17 protein-coding genes and 1 riboswitch are annotated in these 21556 nt (G+C 65.2%); of the genes, 12 read left to right on the top strand and 5 right to left on the bottom strand.

What is annotated here, in order from left to right; all coding sequences use genetic code 11:
* The 6 genes from C7C56_RS04070 to C7C56_RS04045 form a co-directional block, all read left to right on the top strand.
* Window positions 1-2745 (top strand): efflux RND transporter permease subunit (locus tag C7C56_RS04070; protein WP_106756220.1); only part of this gene is annotated, 2745 nt, incomplete at its 5' end.
* Window positions 2742-5918 carry an efflux RND transporter permease subunit gene (locus C7C56_RS04065; protein ID WP_106756212.1) on the top strand — a complete coding sequence of 1059 codons (3177 nt, stop codon included), beginning with the start codon at window positions 2742-2744 and terminating at the stop codon, window positions 5916-5918. The genes C7C56_RS04070 and C7C56_RS04065, both read left to right, overlap by 4 nt.
* 8 nt (window positions 5919-5926) lie before the next feature.
* A complete protein-coding gene (locus C7C56_RS04060) occupies window positions 5927-7324 on the top strand; it encodes an efflux transporter outer membrane subunit (protein ID WP_106756211.1) in 1398 nt (465 codons plus the stop codon).
* A 92-nt stretch (window positions 7325-7416) separates the two neighbouring features.
* Entirely contained in the window at window positions 7417-9564 is a 2148-nt protein-coding gene (locus C7C56_RS04055; RefSeq protein WP_106756210.1) for a S46 family peptidase, read from the top strand.
* Between the two features lie 256 nt (window positions 9565-9820).
* Window positions 9821-10666, top strand: coding sequence for a nicotinamide riboside transporter PnuC (gene pnuC, locus C7C56_RS04050; protein ID WP_307719018.1), 846 nt, complete (start codon window positions 9821-9823; stop codon window positions 10664-10666).
* Window positions 10663-11205: an AAA family ATPase gene (locus C7C56_RS04045; protein ID WP_106756208.1), complete on the top strand. Its 543-nt coding sequence runs from the start codon at window positions 10663-10665 to the stop codon at window positions 11203-11205. The genes pnuC and C7C56_RS04045 overlap by 4 nt, the downstream gene beginning before the upstream one ends.
* Here the strand turns inward: C7C56_RS04045 and C7C56_RS04040 are convergent.
* The 3 genes from C7C56_RS04040 to C7C56_RS04030 form a co-directional block, all read right to left on the bottom strand.
* Window positions 11202-11573: a DUF5710 domain-containing protein gene (locus tag C7C56_RS04040; protein ID WP_106756207.1), complete on the bottom strand. Its 372-nt coding sequence runs from the start codon at window positions 11571-11573 to the stop codon at window positions 11202-11204. The two genes, C7C56_RS04045 and C7C56_RS04040, sit on opposite strands and share 4 nt — an antisense overlap.
* Before the next feature lie 94 nt (window positions 11574-11667).
* Window positions 11668-13812 (bottom strand): TonB-dependent siderophore receptor, encoded by a 2145-nt coding sequence (locus C7C56_RS04035; protein WP_106756206.1) that lies wholly within the window; start codon window positions 13810-13812, stop codon window positions 11668-11670.
* 81 nt (window positions 13813-13893) lie between these two features.
* A riboswitch (TPP riboswitch) is annotated at window positions 13894-13992 on the bottom strand.
* Between the two features lie 53 nt (window positions 13993-14045).
* Window positions 14046-15203: an iron-containing alcohol dehydrogenase gene (locus tag C7C56_RS04030; RefSeq protein WP_106756205.1), complete on the bottom strand. Its 1158-nt coding sequence runs from the start codon at window positions 15201-15203 to the stop codon at window positions 14046-14048.
* Window positions 15204-15419: 216 nt separating this feature from the next.
* Between C7C56_RS04030 and C7C56_RS04025 the strand changes: the two genes are divergently transcribed.
* Both C7C56_RS04025 and C7C56_RS04020 read left to right on the top strand, forming a co-directional pair.
* Window positions 15420-15713, top strand: coding sequence for an encapsulin-associated ferritin-like protein (locus tag C7C56_RS04025; protein ID WP_106756204.1), 294 nt, complete (start codon window positions 15420-15422; stop codon window positions 15711-15713).
* A 222-nt stretch (window positions 15714-15935) separates the two neighbouring features.
* Window positions 15936-16646 carry a glutathione S-transferase gene (locus C7C56_RS04020; protein ID WP_106756203.1) on the top strand — a complete coding sequence of 237 codons (711 nt, stop codon included), beginning with the start codon at window positions 15936-15938 and terminating at the stop codon, window positions 16644-16646.
* A 37-nt stretch (window positions 16647-16683) separates the two neighbouring features.
* On the opposite strand, the gene C7C56_RS04015 is transcribed toward C7C56_RS04020, so the two are convergent.
* On the bottom strand, window positions 16684-17529 hold the full coding sequence (locus tag C7C56_RS04015) for an alpha/beta hydrolase (RefSeq protein WP_106756202.1): 846 nt from the start codon (window positions 17527-17529) through the stop codon (window positions 16684-16686).
* A 169-nt stretch (window positions 17530-17698) separates the two neighbouring features.
* On the opposite strand from C7C56_RS04015, the gene C7C56_RS04010 reads away from it, so the two are divergent.
* From C7C56_RS04010 to cydB, 4 genes are all read left to right on the top strand, one after another.
* Complete coding sequence (locus C7C56_RS04010; protein WP_146204274.1) at window positions 17699-18253, top strand: hypothetical protein; 555 nt, start codon at window positions 17699-17701, stop codon at window positions 18251-18253.
* A gap of 103 nt (window positions 18254-18356) precedes the next feature.
* The gene (locus C7C56_RS04005; protein WP_106756200.1) at window positions 18357-18773 is read left to right on the top strand and encodes a nuclear transport factor 2 family protein; all 417 of its coding nucleotides are present in this window, start codon (window positions 18357-18359) and stop codon (window positions 18771-18773) included.
* Window positions 18774-18794: 21 nt separating this feature from the next.
* On the top strand, window positions 18795-20189 hold the full coding sequence (locus C7C56_RS04000) for a cytochrome ubiquinol oxidase subunit I (protein ID WP_229458052.1): 1395 nt from the start codon (window positions 18795-18797) through the stop codon (window positions 20187-20189).
* Window positions 20190-20200: 11 nt separating this feature from the next.
* A complete protein-coding gene (cydB, locus tag C7C56_RS03995) occupies window positions 20201-21199 on the top strand; it encodes a cytochrome d ubiquinol oxidase subunit II (RefSeq protein ID WP_219933100.1) in 999 nt (332 codons plus the stop codon).
* Here the strand turns inward: cydB and frp are convergent.
* Entirely contained in the window at window positions 21193-21516 is a 324-nt protein-coding gene (gene frp / locus C7C56_RS03990) for a fluorescence recovery protein (protein WP_146204273.1), read from the bottom strand. The genes cydB and frp overlap by 7 nt on opposite strands.
* Window positions 21517-21556 lie beyond the last annotated feature (40 nt).

Raw genomic sequence — 21556 nt, 5'->3', positions numbered from 1 at the left:
CTGCCGACCGACTTGCCGGCGCCGCCCATCTACGCCAAGGTCAACCCGGCCGACGCGCCGGTGCTGACACTGGCGATCACCTCCGACACCATGCCGCTGACCGAGGTGCAGAACCTGGTTAACACGCGCCTCGCGCTCAAGATCAGCCAGGTCTCGGGCGTGGGCCTGGTCACGCTCAGCGGCGGCCAGCGGCCGGCGGTGCGCATCCAGGCCGACACCGACGCGCTCGCGTCGTACGGGCTCGGGCTCGACACCTTGCGCTCGGCCATCGCCGGCGCCAACGTCAACAGCGCCAAGGGCAGTTTCGACGGCCCCACGCGCTCGTACACCATCAACGCCAACGACCAGCTGCTGGCCGTCGACGACTACAAAAATCTGATCGTCGCCTACCGCAACGGCGCGCCGGTGCGCCTGTCGAACGTGGCGCAGGTGGTCGACAGCGCCGAGAACGTGCGCCTGGGCGCGTGGTCCGGGCTCAAGCCGGCGATCATCCTCAACGTGCAGCGCCAGCCCGGCGCCAACGTGATCGCCACGGTCGACGCCATCAAGGAGCGCCTGCCCGAACTGCGGGCGAGCCTGCCGGGGGCCCTGCGGCTCGAGGTGCTGAGCGACCGCACCACCGGCATCCGCGCCTCGGTCAAGCACGTCGAGATCGAGTTGCTGCTGGCGGTGGTGCTGGTGGTGCTGGTCATCTTCTCGTTCCTGCACAGCTTGCGCGCCACCGTCATCGCCAGCCTGTCGGTGCCGATCTCGCTGATCGGCGCGTGCGGCGCGATGTACCTGCTCGACTACAGCCTCAACAACCTGAGCCTGATGGCGCTCACCATCGCCACCGGCTTCGTGGTCGACGACGCGATCGTCATGATCGAGAACATCGCCCGCCACATCGAAAAGGGCGAAACCCCGATGGCCGCCGCCGTCAAGGGCGCCGCGCAGATCGGCTTCACCATCATTTCGCTGACGGTCTCGCTGATCGCGGTGCTCATCCCGCTGCTGTTCATGGGCGACGTGGTCGGGCGCCTGTTCCGCGAATTCGCCGTCACGCTGGCCATCACGATCCTGATCTCGGGCGTGGTCTCGCTCACGCTGGTGCCGATGATGTCGGCGCGCTGGCTGCGCGGCCACGCCGACGAGAAACCGAACGCCTTCGCGCGCCGCTCGCAGGCGTTCTTCGACGCCGTGATCGTCCGCTACGACCACTCCCTGCACTGGGTGCTGGCGCGCCAGGGCCTGACCCTGCTGGTGGCGCTGGCCACGCTGCTGTTGACGGTGCTGCTGTACCTGCTCATCCCCAAGGGCCTGTTCCCGACCCAGGACACGGGCCAGCTGCAGGCGCGGGTCGAGGCGCGCCAGGGGATCTCGTACGAGGGCATGGCGCGCCTGCAGCAACGGGCCGCCAGGGCGATCCTGGCCGACCCCGACGTCGCCTCGCTCAGCTCCAACGTGGGCGTCGACGCGGCCAACAACACCATGCTGCACACCGGCCGCATGCTGATCAACCTCAAGGGCGGGCGCGCCGACCACCAGGACGTGACGATGGAGCGCCTGCGCCGCCGCGTGGCCGAGGTGCCCGGCGTGACGCTGTACCTGCAGCCGACCCAGGACCTGACGATCGACGCCGAGACCGGGCCGACCCAGTACCGCATCTCGCTCGAGGGCGCCGACAGCGCCACCGTGACCGCCTGGGCCGACAAGCTCGAGCAGCGCCTGCGGCGCGAGCCGGCGCTGCGCAACGTGGTCAGCGACGCCGGCGCCACCGGCGTGGCCGCCTTTGTCGACATCGACCGCGACACGGCGGCGCGCTTGTCGATCACGCCGGCCGACATCGACGACGCGCTCTACAGCGCCTACGGCCAGCGCATCGTCTCGACCATTTTCACCGAGACCAACCAGTACCGCGTGATCCTCGAGGCCCGGCGCGACCCGGCGATGGGGATCGAGGCGCTGGGCCGGCTGCAACTGCGCACCGGCTCGGGCGCGCCGACGCCGCTGTCGGCCGTCGCCACCATCACCGAGCGGCCGGCGCCGCTGCAGATAACCCACGTGGCCCAGTATCCGGCCACCACGCTCGGCTTCGACACCGCGCCCGGCGCCTCGCTCGGGCAGTCGGTCGACGCGATCCGCGCGGCGGCGCGCGAGATCGCGCTGCCGGCCTCGGTGAGCATGACCTTCCTCGGCGCGGCCGGCGCCTACCAGGCCTCGCTGTCGAACCAGCTCTGGCTGATCCTGGCCGCCGTGGTCTGCGTCTACATCGTGCTCGGGGTGCTGTACGAGAGCTACATCCACCCGCTGACCATCTTGTCTACCCTGCCGTCGGCCGGCGTGGGCGCCCTGCTGGCGCTGATGGTCAGCGGCCAGGGGCTGGGCGTGATCGGCATCATCGGCATCATCCTCCTGATCGGCATCGTCAAGAAGAACGCGATCATGATGATCGACTTCGCCATCGAGGCCGAGCGCGACGAGGGCAAGAGCGCGCGCGAGGCGATCCACCAGGCGGCCCTGCTGCGCTTCCGTCCGATCCTGATGACCACCCTGGCGGCCCTGTTCGCCGCGGTGCCGCTGATGCTCGGCTGGGGCGAGGGCGCCGAACTGCGCCGGCCGCTGGGGCTGGCCATTTTTGGCGGCCTGATCGTCAGCCAGGTGCTCACGCTGTTCACCACGCCGGTGATCTACCTCGGCTTCGACAGCCTGGCGCGCCGCTGGCGGCCGCGCCCCGCGCACGCGCCGGCCGGGGCGGCCAAGTGAACCTGTCCGAACCGTTCGTGCGGCGTCCGATCGCGACGGTGCTGCTCACGCTGGGCATCGCGCTGGCCGGCGCGGGCGCGTTTTTCGCGCTGCCGGTCTCGCCGCTGCCGCAGGTCGATTTTCCAACCATCTCGGTGAGCGCCTCGGTGCCCGGCGCCAGCCCCGACACCATGGCCAGCAGCGTGGCCACGCCGCTCGAGCGGCGCCTCGGCGTGATCTCGGGCGTAAACGAGATGACCTCGTCGAGCAGCCGCGGCTCGACCCGGATCAGCCTGCAGTTCGACCTCAACCGCAAGATCGACTCGGCCGCGCGCGAGGTGCAGGCGGCCATCAACGCCGCGCGCGCCGACCTGCCGGCGACCCTGCGCAGCAATCCGACCTACCGCAAGGCCAACCCGGCCGACGCCCCGGTGATCATCCTGGCGCTGACCTCGCGCACCAAGTCGCCCGGGCAGATCTACGAATCGGTCTCGAACCTGGTCCAGCAGCGCCTCGCCCAGGTCAAGGGCGTGGGCGACGTCGAGATCGGCGGCGGCTCGCTGCCGGCGGTGCGGGTCGAGCTGCTGCCGTATGCGCTCAACCGCCACGGCGTGTCGATGGAGGACGTGCGCGCCGCGCTCCAGGCCAGCAACGCCAACCGCCCCATGGGCGCGATCGAGGCGGACGGCAACACCTTGCAGATCTACGCCCAGGGCAACAGCGCCACGGGCGGGCGCAGCGCCGCCGACTACCGCACCCTGGTGGTGGCCTGGCGCGGCGGCGCCGCGATCGGCCTCGACGACGTGGCCGAGGTGGTCGACGGGGTCGAGAACGTCAACACGCTCGGCCTGTTCAACGGCGACCCGGCCGTGGTGGTGCTGGTCACGCGCCAGCCCGAGGCCAACGTGATCGAGACGGTCGACGCGATCCGCGCGCTGCTGCCGTCGCTGCAGGCCCAGCTGCCGCAGGACATCAGGCTGCAGGTCGCCTCCGACAGCACCAATTCGATCCGCTCCTCGCTGCGCGAGATCGAGCTCACGCTGGTGATCTCGATCCTGCTGGTGGTGCTGGTGGTGAGCCTGTTTTTGCGCAGCGTGCGCGCGACGCTGATTCCGGCGGTGGCCACGGTGGTGTCCCTGCTGGGCACCTTCGGCGTGATGTACCTGCTCGGCTTCAGCTTGAACAACCTGAGCCTGATGGCGCTGACGGTGGCGACCGGCTTCGTGGTCGACGACGCCATCGTGGTGCTCGAGAACACCAGCCGCCACATCGAACAGGGCATGGACCGCTCCAAGGCGGCGCTGCTGGGCGCGCGCGAGGTCGGCTTCACGGTGCTCTCGATCAGCCTGTCGCTGGTGGCGGTGTTCATCCCGCTGCTGTTCATGGAGGGGCAGGTGGGGCGGCTGTTCCGCGAATTCGCGGTCACGCTGTCGGCCGCGGTCATGATCTCGCTCGTCATCTCGCTGACGACCACGCCGATGATGTGCGCCTGGCTGCTCAAGCCGGGCGGCATAGAGCGCGCGCCGGGGCGGCTGGCGCGCTGGTCCGAGCGCGGCTTCGAGCGCATGCACAAGGCCTACGAGCGTTCGCTCGACTGGGCGCTGGCGAGCAAGGCGCTGGTGATGCTGATCCTCGCCTTCGTGGTCGGCCTGAACGTGTACCTGTTCACGGCCGTGCCCAAGGGCTTCTTCCCGCAGCAGGACACCGGGCAGATCCGCAGCGGCATCCGGGCCGACCAGAGCATCTCGTTCCAGGCGATGCAGACGAAGCTCAAGCAGCTGGTCGACATCATCAAGAGCGATCCGGCGGTCGACACCGTGGTCGGCTTCACCGGCGGCGCGCGCGCCGGCGGCGGCTTCATGTTCGTCAACCTCAAGCCGGCCTCCGAGCGCGCCGACGGCGGGCAGGCCGTGATCGCCCGCCTGCGCCCGCAACTGGCGACGGTGACCGGGGTGTCGCTGTGGCTCAATCCGGTGCAGGACCTGCGCCTGGGCGGGCGCCAGAGCAACTCGACCTACCAGTACACGCTCAAGAGCGACAGCAGCGCCGACCTGAAACTTTGGGCCGCCAAGCTGGCCGACGCCATGAAGCAGCAGGAGGCGCTGGTCGACATCGACACCGACCTGGCCGAGAACGGGGTCGAGACCTTCGTCGAGGTCGACAAGGACAGCGCGGCGCGCATGGGGGTGAACATGCGCGACGTGAACAACGCGCTCTACAACGGCTTCGGCCAGCGCCAGGTCTCGACCATCTACGACGAGCTCAACCAGTACAAGGTCATCATGGGCGTGGCGCAGCGCTACGCGACCAGCCCCGAGGCGCTGCTCGACGTGTACGTGCCGGCCAGGGCCGGCGCGGCCACCCAGGCCAACGCCGCGGCCGCGCGCGACCCGGCCAGCGGGCAGGCGCTGAGCAACGCGGCGACGACGATGGTGCCCTTGTCGGCGTTCGCCAGCTTTGCCGAAAGCGCGACCCCGACCTCGGTCAGCCACCAGGACGGCGAGCTGGCCACGACGGTGTCGTTCAACCTGGCCGAGGGCAGCAACCTCGACGAGGCGCAAGCCGCGGTGCGCCAGGCCGAGGCCGACATCGGCTTGCCCAACAATGTGCGCGGCAGCTTCGAGGGGATCGCCCGCGCCGCGCAGGAGTCTAACAAGGAGCAACCGCTGCTGATCCTGGCGGCGATCGTGGTGATCTATATCGTGCTTGGCATTTTGTACGAGAGCCTGGTCCATCCGATCACCGTGCTCTCGACGCTGCCGTCGGCCGGCGTCGGCGCCGTGTTCGCGCTGCTGCTGTTCGATCTGGAGTTTTCGATCATGGCCTTGATCGGGGTGTTCCTGTTGATCGGCATCGTCAAGAAAAACGCCATCCTGATCATCGATTTCGCGCTCGAGGCGGAGCGCTCGCGCGGCGCCACGCCGTTCGACGCGGTGCGCGAGGCCTGCCTGCTGCGCTTCCGGCCGATCCTGATGACGACGCTGGCGGCGGCGCTCGGCGCCCTGCCGCTGGCGATCGGCTTCGGCGAGGGCTCCGAGCTGCGCCGCCCGCTCGGCATCGCCATCATCGGCGGCCTGGTGGCGAGCCAGCTGCTGACCCTCCTGACCACGCCCGTGGTCTACCTCATGCTCGACAAATTGCGCCGGCGCGGCAGCGCCGAACGCGATCTGAGCCGCCTTTCCACATCACCGTGAGTGTCCCCATGCGTCCGATCCGATCCCCCCGACTTTCCACGCTCGCCCTGGCGGCGTGCCTGATCGGCGGTTGCGCCGTCGGTCCGGCCCACCAGCGTCCCACCGCCGCCGAGCCGGCCGCCTTCAAGGCCGAGCGGGGCTGGGTGGCGGCGGCGCCGGCCGACACGCTCGAGCGCGGGCCCTGGTGGACCCTGTTCAACGATCCGATCCTGAACGATCTGGCGGCGCGGGTCGAGGTGTCGAACCAGAACGTGGCGTCCGCCGTGGCCGCCTACGCGCAGGCGCGCACGCTGGTGGCGCAGCAGCGCGCCTCGCTGTTTCCGGTGATCGGCGCGGACGCCCGCGCCAACCGCTCGGGCGCGCGCGGCGGCGAATCGGAAAGCCGGCTGCGGCTCGACATACGCGCCAGCTGGGAGCCCGACATCTGGGGCCGCCTGCGCGCCGGCGTGAACGGCGCGCAAGCCGGCTCCGGGGCCGGCGCGGCCGACCTGGCGGCGGCGCGCCTGTCGGCCCAGGGCGAGCTGGCCGCCAATTATTTTTCGCTGCGCCAGGCGGACGCGCAAAGGGCGCTGCTCGCCTCGACCATCGAGGGCTACCAGCGCGTATCGACGATCACCCAGAACCGCTACGCGGCCGGCATCGAAGGCAAAACCGCGGTGCTGCAGGCGCAGACGCAGCTGGCCGGCGCGCGCATCGACGAGCTGGCGCTGGCGCGCCAGCGCGCGCAGTACGAGCATGCGATCGCGGTCCTGCTGGGCAAGGCGCCGGCCGATTTCGCGCTCGCCGCCGGGCCGTGGACGGGCGCCGTGCCGGCGATCCCGCCGATGGTGCCGTCGACGCTGCTGCAGCGCCGCCCCGACGTCGCCTCGGCCGAACGCCGCGTGGCCGCCGCCAACGCCGACATCGGCATCGCGCGCGCGGCCTACTACCCGAGCCTCAACCTGAGCGGCTCGATCGGCAACACGGCCAGCGCGGTCTCGGGCCTGTTCAGCGCCTCGAACGCGCTCTGGTCGTTCGGCCTGGGCGCCGCGCAAACCCTGTTCAACGCGGGCGCCACGCGGGCCCGGGTGGCCGGCGCCGAGGCCCAGCACGCGGTGGCGGTGGCGCGCTACCGCCAGACCGTGCTCGACGCCTTCGCCGACGTCGAGAACGCGCTCACCGCCACCCACACGCTGGCGCAGCAGCAGGTTTTGCGGCGCCAGGCGTCCGAGGCGGCCGACCAGGTCGAGGCCCAGATGCTCAACCGCTACAAGGCGGGGCAGGTCGGTTACACCGAGGTGGTGCAGGCGCAGCAGACCGCCTTGTCGGCGCGGCGCGCGCTGGTGCAGTCGCAGGCCGAGCGCCAGGTCACGGCCGTGACGCTCATACAGTCGTTGGGCGGAACCTGGCGGGCGACGCCTCAATAAACCACGCTGCGGCGCCGCCAGGGGCAAAAAGCGTTTCCACGGTTTTGCAAGAGGGATATACTCCCGCATGCATTTATCATCAGGGGTATATCTTGTTTAAATCAATCGCATTACCTATCGCCTTGCTGGGCGCATTCGCCACCGCGAGCGCCGACGAAGGCCAGTGGCAGCCACACCAACTGCCGCAACTAAAATCCGAACTCAAACGCATCGGGATCACCATCCCCGCCGAAAAGCTCGCCGACCTGACCAAACACCCGATGAGCGCGATCGTCTCGCTGGGCGGCTGCTCGGCCTCGTTCGTCTCGGGCGACGGCCTGGTCGTGACCAACCACCATTGCGCCTACGACGCGGTACAGCGCAACTCGACGGCCGAGAACAATTACATCGTCAACGGCTTTTTGGCCAAGACGCGCGGCGCGGAGCTGCCCGCGGGCCCGAACGCGCGCGTCTACGTTACCGACAAGGTGGAGAACGTGAGCGAGCGCGTGCTCAAGGGTTTGTCGGCCTCGATGTCGGGGCGCGAGCGCCACGAGGAGGTCGAGAGCCGCGTCAAGGCGCTGATCGCCGAATGCGAGACCGATAAAATGTACCGCTGCTCGGTGCCGGCCTTCCACCGCGGCCTCGAGTACTACCGGATCCGCCAGATGATGGTGCGTGACGTGCGCCTGGTGTACGCGCCGTCCGACAAGATCGGCAACTACGGCGGCGACATCGACAACTACGAATGGCCGCGCCACACGGGCGACTTCGCCTTCCTGCGCGCCTATGTCGGCAAGGACGGCCGCCCGGCCGATCCCTCGCCCGACAACGTGCCGTACAAATCGAAGGACTTCCTGGTCGTTTCGGCCGAGGGATTGAAGGTCGGCGATCCGATTCTGCTGGCCGGCTATCCGGGACGCACCAGCCGTTACAAGCTGCCGGCCGAAATCCGCTTCGCGCGCGAGTTCACTTTTCCGCGGGGTGTGACCGAGATCACCGCCGACCTGGCAACCATCGCAGCGGCGGTGGCGGGCAAGCCCGCGCTCGAGGTGCGCTACGCCAGCGTGGCCAAGAGCCGCAGCAATGTGCTCAAGAAGACCCAGGGCTTGCTCGACGGCTTTGCGCGCAAGGACATCGCGGCCGTCAAGGACGTGCAGGATGCCGAGTTCCGCGCCTGGTACGCGCGGCAGGCGGGCAAGGGCGCCAACTCGAAGACGCTGCTGGCCGAGCTTGACGCGGTGATCGCGGCCGACATGGCGCTCTCGCAGGAGGAATTCGCCTGGGCGGTCGCCTCCAACAGCGACCTGCTCAAGAGCGCGCGTTCGATGTACCGCCTCGCGTTCGAAGGCCAAAAACCCGACGCCAAGCGTGAAAGCGGCTTCCAGGCGCGCGATCTGTCGTTCATCAAGGCGCGCATGAACCGGCTCGAGCAGTCGTACGACCGCGGCGTCGACCAGGCGCGTTTTGCGGCGGGCCTGAATCGCTATGCCAAGCTGGCCGCGGCCATGCATCCGCCCGGCGTGGACGCCGCGCTGCCCGCCGCCGACGCCCTCGCTTCGATGTACGCGCAGTCCGAGCTTGGCGACACCGCCAAGCGCCTCGCATGGGTCGGCAAGGACGTGGCGGCGTTCACCGCTTCGGACGACCCGTTCATCAAGCTGGCCGTCAAGCTGTCCGACGCCACGATGGCGCTTGAGAACCGGCGCAAGGAAATCGACGGCAACCTCGAACGCGTGATCCCGCAATACATGGCGGCCGTCATCGCATGGAAGAAAACCCAGGGCAAGCCGGTGTACCCGGATGCCAACAGCACCCTGCGCGTAACCTACGGCACGGTGGCGCCGTATTCGCCGCGCGATGGCTTGTCGAAAGGGCCGTTCACGACGGTCGACGGCATCGTCGAAAAACACACCGGGGTCGATCCGTTCATTGCGCCAAAGACGCTGCTCGACGCGGTCAAGGGCAAGCAGTACGGCGTCTTCAAGGATCCGGTGTTGGGCACCGTGCCGGTCAACTTCCTGTCGAGCGCGGACACGACCGGCGGCAACTCGGGCTCGGCGATTGTGAACAAACGTGGCGAACTGGTTGGCCTGAATTTCGATTCGACCTATGAATCGATCACCAAGGACTTCTACTTCGACCCGACGATCACGCGCGCGATCCACGTTGATATCCGCTACATGCTGTGGGTGATGCAGGAGGTCGACCATGCCGACAACCTGCTCAAGGAAATGAGCATCAGGTACCCGCGCAAGTAACTCGAATACCCGCGCAAATAACGCGCAGGGGATGCACGAAAAAAGCCGCAACGGCAGACGTTGCGGCTTTTTTTATTCGCGCTTGCGGCAGAAATCGAGAAACCATCTTCATCGATAGAATAGCCAACGTCATCCCCGCAAAAGCGGGGACCCATACTGAACCTGTCTATACGCGGAGTTTGGATCTTCAGGCCTGGGGCTGTGCAGCCAAAATTTTTGAAGGCGCATAGCTGCAAGCTCAGCATTGGCCAAACGCATGCGTTTGCGCTTTCGCGAGGATGACGTTGGCTATTTTATCGATGACGATCGGAAGCCGATTTCTGAAACAGTGCGCGCAGGCGCCCCCCGTTCCGACCCTTTTTGCATATTTCGACAAGTTCCCGCATACTTCGTCGCGCGCGCGGCAATGCCTTTGCCGGTGGCGCCACCCCTCCACAGCCCCCAGACCATGAACGACCCGATACCTCTCCTTGGATTTACGACCAACGCAACCGAACTGCTTGCCTTCATCCTTTCGGTGACCATGGTGTTTCTGAACATCCGCCAGTCGCACTGGGCCTGGCTGTTTGCGATCGCCGCCTCGGCCACCTACGGTTTTGTCTATTTCGACGCCCGCCTGTACGGCGACACAGGCCTGCAAATCGTGTTTATCGTCGTCTCGCTTTGGGGTTGGTCCAAGTGGCTGCTTGCGGACGTCAAGAACGTCGCATTCCAGCCGACCTGGTTGAGCAAGAAGGAGTGGCTGTACTACCTGGGTGGCTGGGCCGCCGCATATTCCGTCCTGTCCCTGTTCCTGAAATACTTCACCGACACCGACGTGCCGTTCGTCGACGGCTTCCTGACCGCCGGCAGTCTGGTCGGCACCGTGCTCCTGTCACGCAAAAAAATAGAAAACTGGATCGTCTGGATCGTCGTCGACCTGCTCTACATCGGCTTGTACGTTTTCAAGGACCTGATCCTGACCGCGATTCTGTTCGCCGTGTTTGTCGTGCTGGCGGCCATCGGCCTGCGCGCATGGAGCCTGAGCGCAAAGGCCGCAAATGTCGCAAAGGAAGCAAATGTCGCAAAGGAAGCCCATGTCGCAAAGGCAGCAACCCCATGACGCGGGTGCAGCGGGTGGCGATTCTGGGTGCCGAATCGTCGGGCAAGTCGACCCTGGCGGCGGCACTGGCCAGCCACTACCAAACGGTGTGGGTGCCCGAATACCTGCGTGAATTCGTCGAAACGCAAAACCGGGTCCCGTACGAGGGCGACCAGTTTCCGATCGCGCGCACCCAGCGCGAACGCGAGGACGCCGCCGCGCAACTGGCCACACGCTTTCTGTTTTGCGACACCACGCCCATGATGACGGCGATTTACAGCGGTGTGTATTGGGGCCGCGTCGATGCGCAACTGGCGGCGCTCGACAGCGTCCACAACTACGCCTGCACGCTCGTCACGTCGGCGGAAGGACCTTGGATTCCCGATGGCTTGCAACGCGAGTCGGAGGAGGTGCGCCAAAGCGTGCACGCGAAGGTATTGAGCACGCTCGACGAGCGTGGCATTGCGTTCACGCTGGTAAGCGGCAGCTTGCCGCAGCGCATGCTGCAGGCCGACCGCGTTCTCAATACGCCCCAGCGCGACTTGATCAGATCGGCTTAACGCCCCGCATTGAGTGCGGCGACCGCGCCCGCCACGGCGGCATGCGCGGCCGTCCAACCGGAGGCGGCCAACGCGGCCCGGCACTGTTCGCAGGCGATAAACGGATTGCAGTCGTGCGGCAATTCGATGAAGTTCGCGCCGACGACGCGCTTGCCGACGTACGAGTCGACCTTGCCCGCTTTTTCTTTCGGCGCGGCGCCCGATGCTTTGCCCGGCGCCGCCGGATTTGCCCCCGGGACGATCCAGCGCTCGAACGGCGTGCTGACCGTGCCGTCCGGCACGTACCACACCTTGCGCTCGTTGTTCCAGCGTGCGCCAAGCGCCTTGGCCTGGTCTTTTTCCGCGTACGGCACCTTCAGAATCATCATTTTGCATTACCGGTTGAATCGATAGCACGATTCTACCCCGTCCAAAAAAAAGGGGGAGGCGCCAACGCCTCCCCCCTTTGCCAGGCAGCCTCTATCAGAAGTCGAACTGCGCCGATACAAACATCCTGCGCGACGCGCCGGGGAGCAGATAGCCACCCAGTTCCGGGGTCACATCGCGCCAGAAGAATTTATCGAACACATTGTCGACACCGGCGCGCAAGGTCACCGCCATGCCCGCCAACTTGGTGTCATACGATGCATGCGCGTCGAACACGCTAAAGCCGGGAACGAAGGTCTTGTTCTCGACATCGAAGGCCTTCTTGCCGGCGTATTGCCAGATGCCGCGCACCTTCAAGCCGGCCACCGTCGGAACCGCATATTCGATCAGCGAGGTCGATTTGAATGCCGGTACGTTGGCCACGCGCTTGCCATCGATGGTCGGATCGTTGGTGCCGCTTTGCTTCGTCTTGAGCGCCATCAGCGACACGCTGTACTTCAGGTCCTTGCTCATGCTGCCCTGGGCCGCCATTTCGAGGCCGCGATGGGTGCGCTCGCCATTGCTGATGTAGGTGCCCTGGGGGACCGTGTAGTCGGTGTATTCATTGCTGCGGTTAAGTTGGAACAGCGCGGCACTCAGGCTCGTGTTGTTGTCGATAACGCCCTTGAGGCCGAATTCGAGCTGCTTCGAGCGGTTTGGATCGAGCGGACGGAATTGGTTCGTCGTTCCCATCGGCGCAATGCCGCCCAGTTCCATGCCGTGCGCGAACGAGCCATACACCGACCAGTTTTTCGCGGGCATGTATACCAGCGCCACGCTGGGCAGCACGAAGTCGCGGCTGGCGTCGATGTAGGCACCGAGGTCGTCATCGTATTCGTGGCGTTTGATTTCGACATGGCGCAGGCCGGTGTGCAGCTTGAGCTGGTCCGACAAGGTCACGATGTCTTGCACGAAGATCGCGTTTTCCTGATTCCGGCGCCGCTCGAAAACCGGGCCGGTGGTCGGATTGCCGGGCGCCGGGGCGACGGCCGCATTGTTATAGATATTGCTCGATCCGGCGTAATCGTACACATAGTTGCCGAACGAATCGCTGCGTTTGGCCAGCGAGGCGCCCAGCGTCAGCTTGTGCTTGAATGCGCCCGTTCCAAAGGCGCCTTGCAACAGCGCCTGCGCGCCGAAGGGCGATTTTTTCTCGCCGACGCTCTGGTAATCGTAGACATCGTAGTCGCCGTTGCTGCAAAAGCCGGGGTAGTAACCATTGCCTTCGTTGCTGCAGCCATAAGGGAAGGCCGCAAAATCGTCGCGCTCGAATTTATGCTTGTTCATGTTGACCGTCGCGCGCCAGTCGTTGGCGAAGCGGTACTCGAAACGCAGGCCGAAGTTGCTGCTCTTGGTGTCGACCGGTTTGGACCACGGCTGCGCATTGAGCAAGGTCTTGGCCGAGACGTTTGCCGGCAGCGCCTCGTTGCGAATGAGCTGGTAGCCGGGCGCGGTGATTTGCGCCTTGTGCTGGAAGTCCGCGTCCAGTTGCAGCAGCGCGGACGGCGTGATTTGCCAGTCGAACGCGCCGGAGACAAACTGGCGCTCGCCATCGGCGCCCTTGACGTAGGGGCGCATTTTTTCGAGCGCCGCATTGAGGCGGTAGCCCAAACGCTTGTCCTCGAAGCGCCCGCCCAGGTCGGCCGCGCCGTACAAGCTGCCGCGGTCGGAGATGTCGACGCTGATCGAGCGCAGCGGCGAGGCGGTCGGACGCTTGACCGCGTAATTGACGATGCCGCCCGGCGAGGCCATGCCCGCCTGCAGTCCGGCCAGGCCTTTGAGCACCTCGATGCGTTCCTTGTTCTCGAGCGGGATCTCGGTGTCGTTCGGGATCGCGATGCCGTCCTTGCGGTAGCTGCTCGCGTTGTCGAGCGCGAAGCCGCGGATCGAGAACTGTTCGGCATAGCCGACCGCGTTGTAGGAGTCGCTCACGCTCGCTTCGAACTTCATCGCATCGGTGCTTTGGCGGATGTTCAGTTCCTGCATCCGCTCGAGGCCGATGGCGGTGATCGAGGCCGGCGTTTCGAGCAGGGGCTCGTCGGAGAAGCCGCCGACGCTGGCGCTTTCTTGCGCCACCATGCGGTTCGCGCTGACGACCACTTCGGGCATGGTTTGCTGGCTGTTTTGCGCCAGGGCGGGCGCGGCGAATGCCTGCAAGATGGCGCAGGCGATCAGGGAGTGCTTAAGGTGTGGGTTTAACATGGTTTGCTCGTGTTACGCGCCGCCGTTGCGGTGCGTTGCTTAAATAAGCCGGAGCCAACGTGGGGATTAGCATACAAAGGTGGGAACAACTTTGCGCTTTCCTTCGCTGGCATTATCCAGATCAGGTACGAAGGGTATTTCTCACCAAGAACTTTCGTTCCAGGACCCCTAGCGAAGTACGATTTTAACACGAACGCGGCCACCACCGCCGCCCACCGTCGCGACTGCCGTCGCTACAGGCTCATTTCGAGCACTTTGCGGCTGACATCAAGCGTGACGTCGCGCCGCTCGCCCAGCTTGACCATGCGGTGCGCCTCGAGCGCGGCGATCACCTGGTCGATGTGGTCCGCCTTCAGGCCGTAGTCGCCCAGGCGCGTCTTGACGCCCATCTGCTCGAAGAACTGCTCCATGCGGGTGATCGCCGCTTCGATGCGGGTGTCTTCGTCGCCGCCGTGCAGGTCCCACACGCGCGCGGCGAACTGCAGCAGCTTTTCGCGCTTGGCCTCCTTGCGCAGGCGCAGCATGTTGGGCAGGATGACCGCCAACGTCTGCGCATGATCGAGGTTGTACAGGGCGGTCAGTTCGTGGCCGATCATGTGGGTGGCCCAGTCCTGCGGCACGCCGGCGCCGATCAAGCCGTTCAGGGCCAGCGTGGCGCACCACATGACGTTGGCGCGTACGTCGTAGTCCTCAGGGTCGGACAGCGCCTTGGGGCCTTCCTCGATCAGCGTCAACAGCAGTCCTTCGGCAAAGCGGTCCTGCACCTTGGCGCCCACCGGGTAGGTCAGGTACTGCTCCATGACGTGGGCGAAGGCGTCGACCACGCCGTTGCCGACTTGGCGCGTGGGCAGCGAATAGGTGGTGCTCGGGTCGAGGATCGAAAACGCCGGATACAGCTTGCGGCTGGCGAAGGAGCGCTTCTCGTGGGTCGCGCGGCGCGTGACGACGCCGCCGCTGTTCATCTCGGAGCCGGTGGCCGGCAGCGTCAGGACCACGCCGAAGGGCAGCGCCGACAGCACGTTGGCCGAGCGCTTGTCGAAGATCGACCATGGGTCCTCGTCGAGCAGGGCGCCGGCGGCGACGAACTTGGTGCCGTCGATGACGGAGCCGCCGCCGACGGCGAGCAGGTAGCCGATGTTCTCGCGCTTGACGAGCTCAATCGCGCGCATCAGCGTTTCGTAGCTGGGGTTGGGCTCGATGCCCGAAAACTCAAGCACCTCGTGGCCCGCGAGTGCGCCCATGACCTCGTCGAAGACGCCGTTTTGCTTGATGCTGCCGCCGCCGTACAGCAAGAGCACGCGGGTGTCGGCCGGAATGAGCTTGGCGAGGGCGGCGATCTGGCCCTTGCCGAACAGGATCTGGGTTGGGTTGTAAAAGTCGAAATTGAGCATCAGGGCCTCGGGTTGGTGACATGGCAATCCATGATTATCCCCCAGCTCGCGAATGTTTGCGGAAGAGGCCGGTTTGGTGAACGATTCCGGGCATTGCACCCGCGCACGACTGCGAACGATGGTTATTTGACTAACGATGCTATGATGATTTTTAGCTTGTGCCGGGCAGGGTTCCGCCCGCGCCGCATGGCATATTAAATCAATTTGGAGAATACGATGGCGAACGAAGGCTTTCACGAACCGATAGAAAAACTGTCGACGTTGACCATGGACATGCACCGCGCGATCCAGTCCCTGATGGAGGAACTCGAGGCGGTCGACTGGTATAACCAGCGTTGCGAGGCTTGCACCGATCCCGAACTGCGCGTGCTGCTCGAGCATAACCGCGACGAAGAAAAAGAACACGCGGCCATGCTGCTCGAGTGGATCCGCCGGCGCGATCCGCGGCTCGACAAGGAGCTCAAGGAAAAGCTGTTCAAAGAGGGGCCAATCACCAAGCCCCACGAGTAAGACCGGATACGCATCGGACCGGCCATCTGCCAGATGGCCGCGGTTCGATAAGCGCCGATCCCCCGATGGCGATAGCAATTTCCCTCAGCTTTTCTCCCTCCTGAAATGAGATGTTTTCGGGCTGCCTTGCATGGGCGGAGCAGGGTGTCACGCTTGTCAGGCGTCCAAGCCAAAAAGCGCAGGGGCGCTACAGTATGTGAACGTCATGTCTGGAAGCGTGCGATGGTCTACCAACTTTACTACTGGCCCACCATCCAGGGCCGCGGCGAATTCGTGCGCCTGGCGCTCGAAGAGGCCAGCGCCGAATACGTCGATGTCGCGCGGCAAAAGAACGGCGTGTCCAAGATGCTGGCCGTGCTCGGCGCCGCCACGCCCGCCGCCTTCGCGCCGCCGGTGCTGATGGCGGGCGAACTGGCTATCGGGCAAAGCGCCAATATCTTGCTGTACCTTGGCGCGCGGCACGGGCTGGCGCCGCGCACCGAGGAGGGCCGGCTCTGGACCCACCAGTTGCAACTGACCATCGCCGATCTCGTCAACGAGGTGCACGACACCCACCATCCGGTTGCCGTTTCGCTCTATTACGAAGACCAGAAAAAGGAGGCGAAGCGGCGCGCCGCCGAATTCCTGGCCAACCGCGTGCCCAAGTTCCTCGATTATTTCGAGCGCGTGTTGCGCGAGCCGTCGCGCCGTGGCGGTTTCATGGTTGCCAGCCGGCTCAGCTATGTCGACCTGTCGATGTTCCAGTTGCTCGAAGGCTTGCGCTACGCCTTTCCCAGGTCGATGGCGCGCATCGAACCGGGCTACCCCGGACTGGTCGACCTGCACGGGCGCATTGCCGCGCGGCCCAATATAGCCGCCTATCTGGCCTCCAAGCGCCGCATTCCATTCAACGAAGAGGGGATCTTCCGGCACTACCCGGAACTCGACAAGTAGGGCCTCTGTCGGTGCCTGGCGGCGCGGCCTCAGCCTTTCAGGCCTGGTGCGCGGCGATGGCGAAGCGGGCTTTCAGGAACGCCGCGATCCGCTCCTGCGTCGACTCGAGATAGGGGATGGTCAGGTGGTCCGAATCGGGAATGGTTTCGTCGGAGTGCAATTGGGCCAGCTGTGCGACCAGCAAGTCGGTGTGAGAATGGGGGACCACGTCGTCGGTGGCGGCGCGCAGCACGTAGGTTGGCGCCTTGAGCGCCGAGGCGTACTTGATCGATTCGAAACGGTGCCTGAGCACGTACTCGACCGGCACCGCCCGGAAGCGGCGCTTGGCGATCGCGAGGATCGAATCGTAAGGGGTGATCAGCACCACCGAATGCGCCGGGCGCGCCATGGCGATCTGGACGGCGACGCCGGAGCCGAGGCTGCGCCCGACCACGGCGATGCGCTCCGGGTCGACATGGCTGCGCTCGGCCAGCCAGTCGTACAACATGCGGCCGTCGTCGATCATGTGCTGCTCGGCCGGGTCGCCTTGCGAATCGCCATAGCCGCGGTAGTTGACGGCCAACACGGCCATGCCGGGAAACAGCTTGCCGGCGTCGCGCGCGATCCAGGACACCTCTTCGGAGCGGCCGCCAAAATACAGCACCGCGGGATGCGGGCCCATGACCGACGGCGTCATGAGCCAGCCCGACAGCTTGGTGCCGTCCGCGGTGCGCAGGACGATGGGGCGGGTGCGGTGGCCGCTGCTGCGCGGACGGTCGACTTCGCGTTTGATCTTGGGATTGAACAGCAGCCGGCGCTGGCTCGCCGCCACGGCCGCCGTGAGGCTGAGCCACAGCACGCTGAGGATGCCGGCGGCGCCCGCCATTTTTGTCGTATGCTTCATAAGCCTGAGTCTACAGGTCCGCAACGGTTTTTTGTTCGATGTTGCTCATAAATCTGCTGGGCAGTACGCCCAAGCGCGCATTTTTTCCGGGCGAGCGGAATTTTTTAGCATGTTGACATTTTCTGCGGGGCCGCATATGGTCGGCTACACAACCACTTTGGAAAACCACATGACCATGTTCAAAATCGCGCTCGGCGCATTGGCAATGACGGCACTGCAGGCCACTGCGCATCCGCCCGAGGCGGCGCGGGCGCAAGGCGCGTTTTTCGCGCAGCTCGGAAAATTGTGCGGCGCCACCTACGAGGGCGCGTCGGTTTTTCCGCGGGACCCGGCCGACAGCTTTGCGGGCAAAAAACTGGTGGCCCATATCGCCGCCTGCAAGCCCGAGGAAATCCGCATTCCATTTTTGGTCGGCGAGGACCGTTCGCGCACCTGGATCATCCGCAACGAGCGCACCGGCTTGACGCTCAAGCACGACCATCGCCATGCCGACGGCACGCCCGACGCGGTCACCATGTACGGCGGGCTGGCATCCGATGGCGGCACCACGCTGGCGCAATCGTTCCTGGCCGACGCCCACACCGCCGAGCTGATTCCGGCGGCGTCGACCAACGTTTGGACCCTGAGCCTGTCGGCCGACGCGTCGACCATGACCTACTATCTCGAGCGCGACGGCAAGCCGCGATTCAAGGCCGAACTGCGGCGCGTGGCGAACGCGAAATAGGATTCGGGGCTAACCGGAGGCGCGAACTTTCGTGCGCCGACCGTGATCCAAAAAGGTCTAGACCGGTTCGTCCCGGTCCCACCTCGGATGCGGGAACCCCCACATGAATGCCGAACAAACACGCGAAGCGGCAGGGCGCTTCATCGCCCGGCTGAAACAGCTTGAGCAGGGCCAAGACAACGCGGTCGATGGCGTGGCCGAACTTTTCTCCGGCGACGCACAGCTGAGCAATCCCATCCTCGAGCGCGGGGGGCGCGGGTGCAGCGGCCGCGACCACATCGCCGCTTTCTGGCGCGCCTACGGCGCCACGTTCGGCACCATCCACTCCGAATTTTTCGAGGTCACGGTCAACGACCATTCGGCCGGCTTGTTCTGGCATTCCAGCGGCACCGGCCCGCACGGGCAGCCCATAGACTACGACGGCGTAACCTTGCTCGAATTCGACCAGAGCGGGCACATTGCGCGCTTTAAAAGCTATTTCGACCGCGACCGGGTCCAGCTCAAAGCCGCACCGCATTGACACGCCAGTCTGCGAGGACCTGTGGAAACCATTGCCGGCATCGACGCGACCCTGCTCGCGCGGATTCAATTTGGATTCACGGTGGCCTTCCACATTGTGTTTCCGGCGTTCACGATCGGGCTGTCGGCCTTCATCGCCACGCTCGAAATCATGTGGCTGCGCACCCGGCGCGACCACTACCACACGCTGGCCAGATTCTGGACCAAGATATTCGCGGTCTCGTTCGCCATGGGCGTGGTCTCGGGCATCGTCATGGAATACCAGATAGGCACCAACTGGAGCCGCTTCTCCGAAATAATCGGCAACACCCTCGGCCCCTTGTTCGCCTACGAGGTGCTGACCGCCTTCTTCCTCGAGGCGAGCTTCCTGGGCATCATGCTGTTCGGATGGAACCGCTTTCCGCCATGGCTGCACACGCTCGCGTCGGTCGTGGTCGCCTTCGGCACGGCACTGTCGGGATTCTGGATCCTCGCCGCCAACAGCTGGATGCACACGCCGGCCGGCTACGCGATCGAAAACGGCATCACCTATCCGGTGGACTGGTTGCAAATCATCTTCAACCCGAGCTTCCCGTACCGCTTCACCCACATGATGATCGCGACCTACCTGACGACCGCGCTCGTGATCGCCGCGACGGGGGCGCGCTACATGCTGAACCACCGCTTCGAGGCCGAGGCGCGCACCATGCTCAAGATGGGGCTCGGCATGCTGGCCGTGCTGGCGCCGTTGCAGGCGTTGGTCGGCGACCTGCACGGCCTCAACACGCTCAAGTACCAGCCCGCAAAAATCGCCGCGATCGAGGCCCATTGGGACGGTGCGCATCCGGCGCCGCTGGTGCTGTTCGCCTGGCCCGACGCCAAGACCGAACGCAATCTGTACGAGGTGTCGATACCCAAGCTGGGCAGCCTGATCATCACGCACGACTGGAACGGGCTTTTTAAGGGCCTGCGCGATTTCAAACCCGCCGACCGGCCGCCGGTGGTGCCCGTGTTTTTCATGTTCCGCCTGATGGTCGGGTTGGGGCTGCTCATGATTGCCATCGGCGTCGTCGGGGTGCTGCTCATGTGGCGGCGCAGGTTGCCGCAATCGACGTGGTTCCTCAAGCCGCTCGCGCGCGCCTGGCCGCTCGGCTTCATTGCCTTGCTGGCCGGCTGGATGGTCACCGAGATCGGCCGCCAGCCATGGATCGCCTACGGCGTGCTGCGCACCGCCGACGCCGTCTCGCCGGTCGGGGCGGCGCAAGTACTCACCTCGCTCGCACTGTTCGTGCTGGTGTACTTCGTGGTGTTTTCGGTCGGTATCTGGTACATCAACAAGATGATCAACAAGGGGCCGCTGCCCTCGCTGCCCGGCCCCGAAACCCTGCCCAACCGCCCCCTTGCGGGCGGACGCCCGGTCGACAAGGAGCCGATATGAGCGAACCGTCGATGGTGCTGCCGGTGATTCTCGCCCTGGTGCTCGGCTTTGGCGTCGCCATGTACGTCGTGCTCGACGGCTTCGACCTCGGCATCGGGATACTGTTTCCCTTCTTCCCCGACGAAGGCGAGCGCGATCAGATCATGAATTCGGTCGCGCCCTTTTGGGATGGCAACGAGACCTGGCTGGTGTTGGGCGGCGTGACCCTGTGGGCCGCGTTTCCCAAGGGCTTTGCGGTGATCATGCCGGCGGTCTACATGCCAGTCATCGTGATGTTGCTTGCGCTGATCTTCCGCGGGGTCGCGTTTGAATTTCGCTGGGTGTCGAAGCCGCACCACCGGGCCTGGGACCTGTCGTTCGCGGCCGGCTCGGCGTTGGCGGCATTTGCCCAGGGCCTGATTCTGGGCGGCCTGCTGCAGGGCTTCGAGATTCGCGACGGCCAGTTCGCCGACAGGCCGTTCCATTGGTTCACGCCGTTTTCGCTGATGTGCGGCTTCGCCCTCGTGACCGGCTACGCCTTGCTGGGGGCGACCTGGCTGATGATGAAGACCGAAGGCGAGCTCGCGCGCAAGGTGCGCGAGATGGGGGTGCCCTTGTTGCTGGCGCTGCTAGGCTTTATCGTGCTCGTCAGCGTCTGGACGCCGCTGCAATTCGCGCGCATCGCCGAGCGCTGGTTCAGCATTCCAAACATCTTCTTCCTGATTCAGGTGCCGGTAGCGACGGCGCTGCTCGCCTGGCTGTGTTGGCGCGGGATTCGGGGCGGGCGCGATGTGTTGCCGTTCGCGTCGGCGGTCGGTATTTTTCTGCTCGCCTTCGCTGGCTTGGTGCTGTCGAACATCCCGTACCTGGTGCCGGGCGCGATGACGATCTGGGAGGCCGCAGCGCACCCGGGGTCGCAGCTATTCTTCCTGGTGGGCGCGGCCATATTGCTGCCGATGATACTTGCCTACACGGTGCTCGTGTTCTGGCTGTTCCGCGGCAAGATCAAGGCGGGGGAGGGGTATCACTGAAGGCCCCCGGCCATAAAACGGATGGCTTGGAGTTTCTCCTCGCTGAGCCCTTCGATGTCTTGTTCTCCGATCCATTTTTGATACAACAATTGTGCAAATACGAAAATGAGCTGCGAATAGTGGTCGTCGTACTTTTGATAAATCAAATCCCGCTGCTCTGTGAGGTAGTCGTTAAGTGCCCATATGTCGTCCGGCTGTTCAGCCTTTTCGGCAAGCACTTTTGCCCTTTCGATCAGTGCGGCGCACTCCCTTACGAGGGCCTCGTCAAACGCCCGTTTTGCGACCTTCTTTTCGGTTGTTGACCAAATGGTGTCCATGATTGGGAGTCCTGGCAGCCTGTCGGACTTAAAGGAAATC

The organism is Massilia glaciei, from assembly GCF_003011895.2.
Classification (GTDB): Bacteria; Pseudomonadota; Gammaproteobacteria; order Burkholderiales; family Burkholderiaceae_D; genus Telluria_A; species Telluria_A glaciei.
The sequence above is the reverse complement of the archived record's forward strand: the minus strand, read 5'-3'. Positions and strand labels throughout refer to the sequence as shown.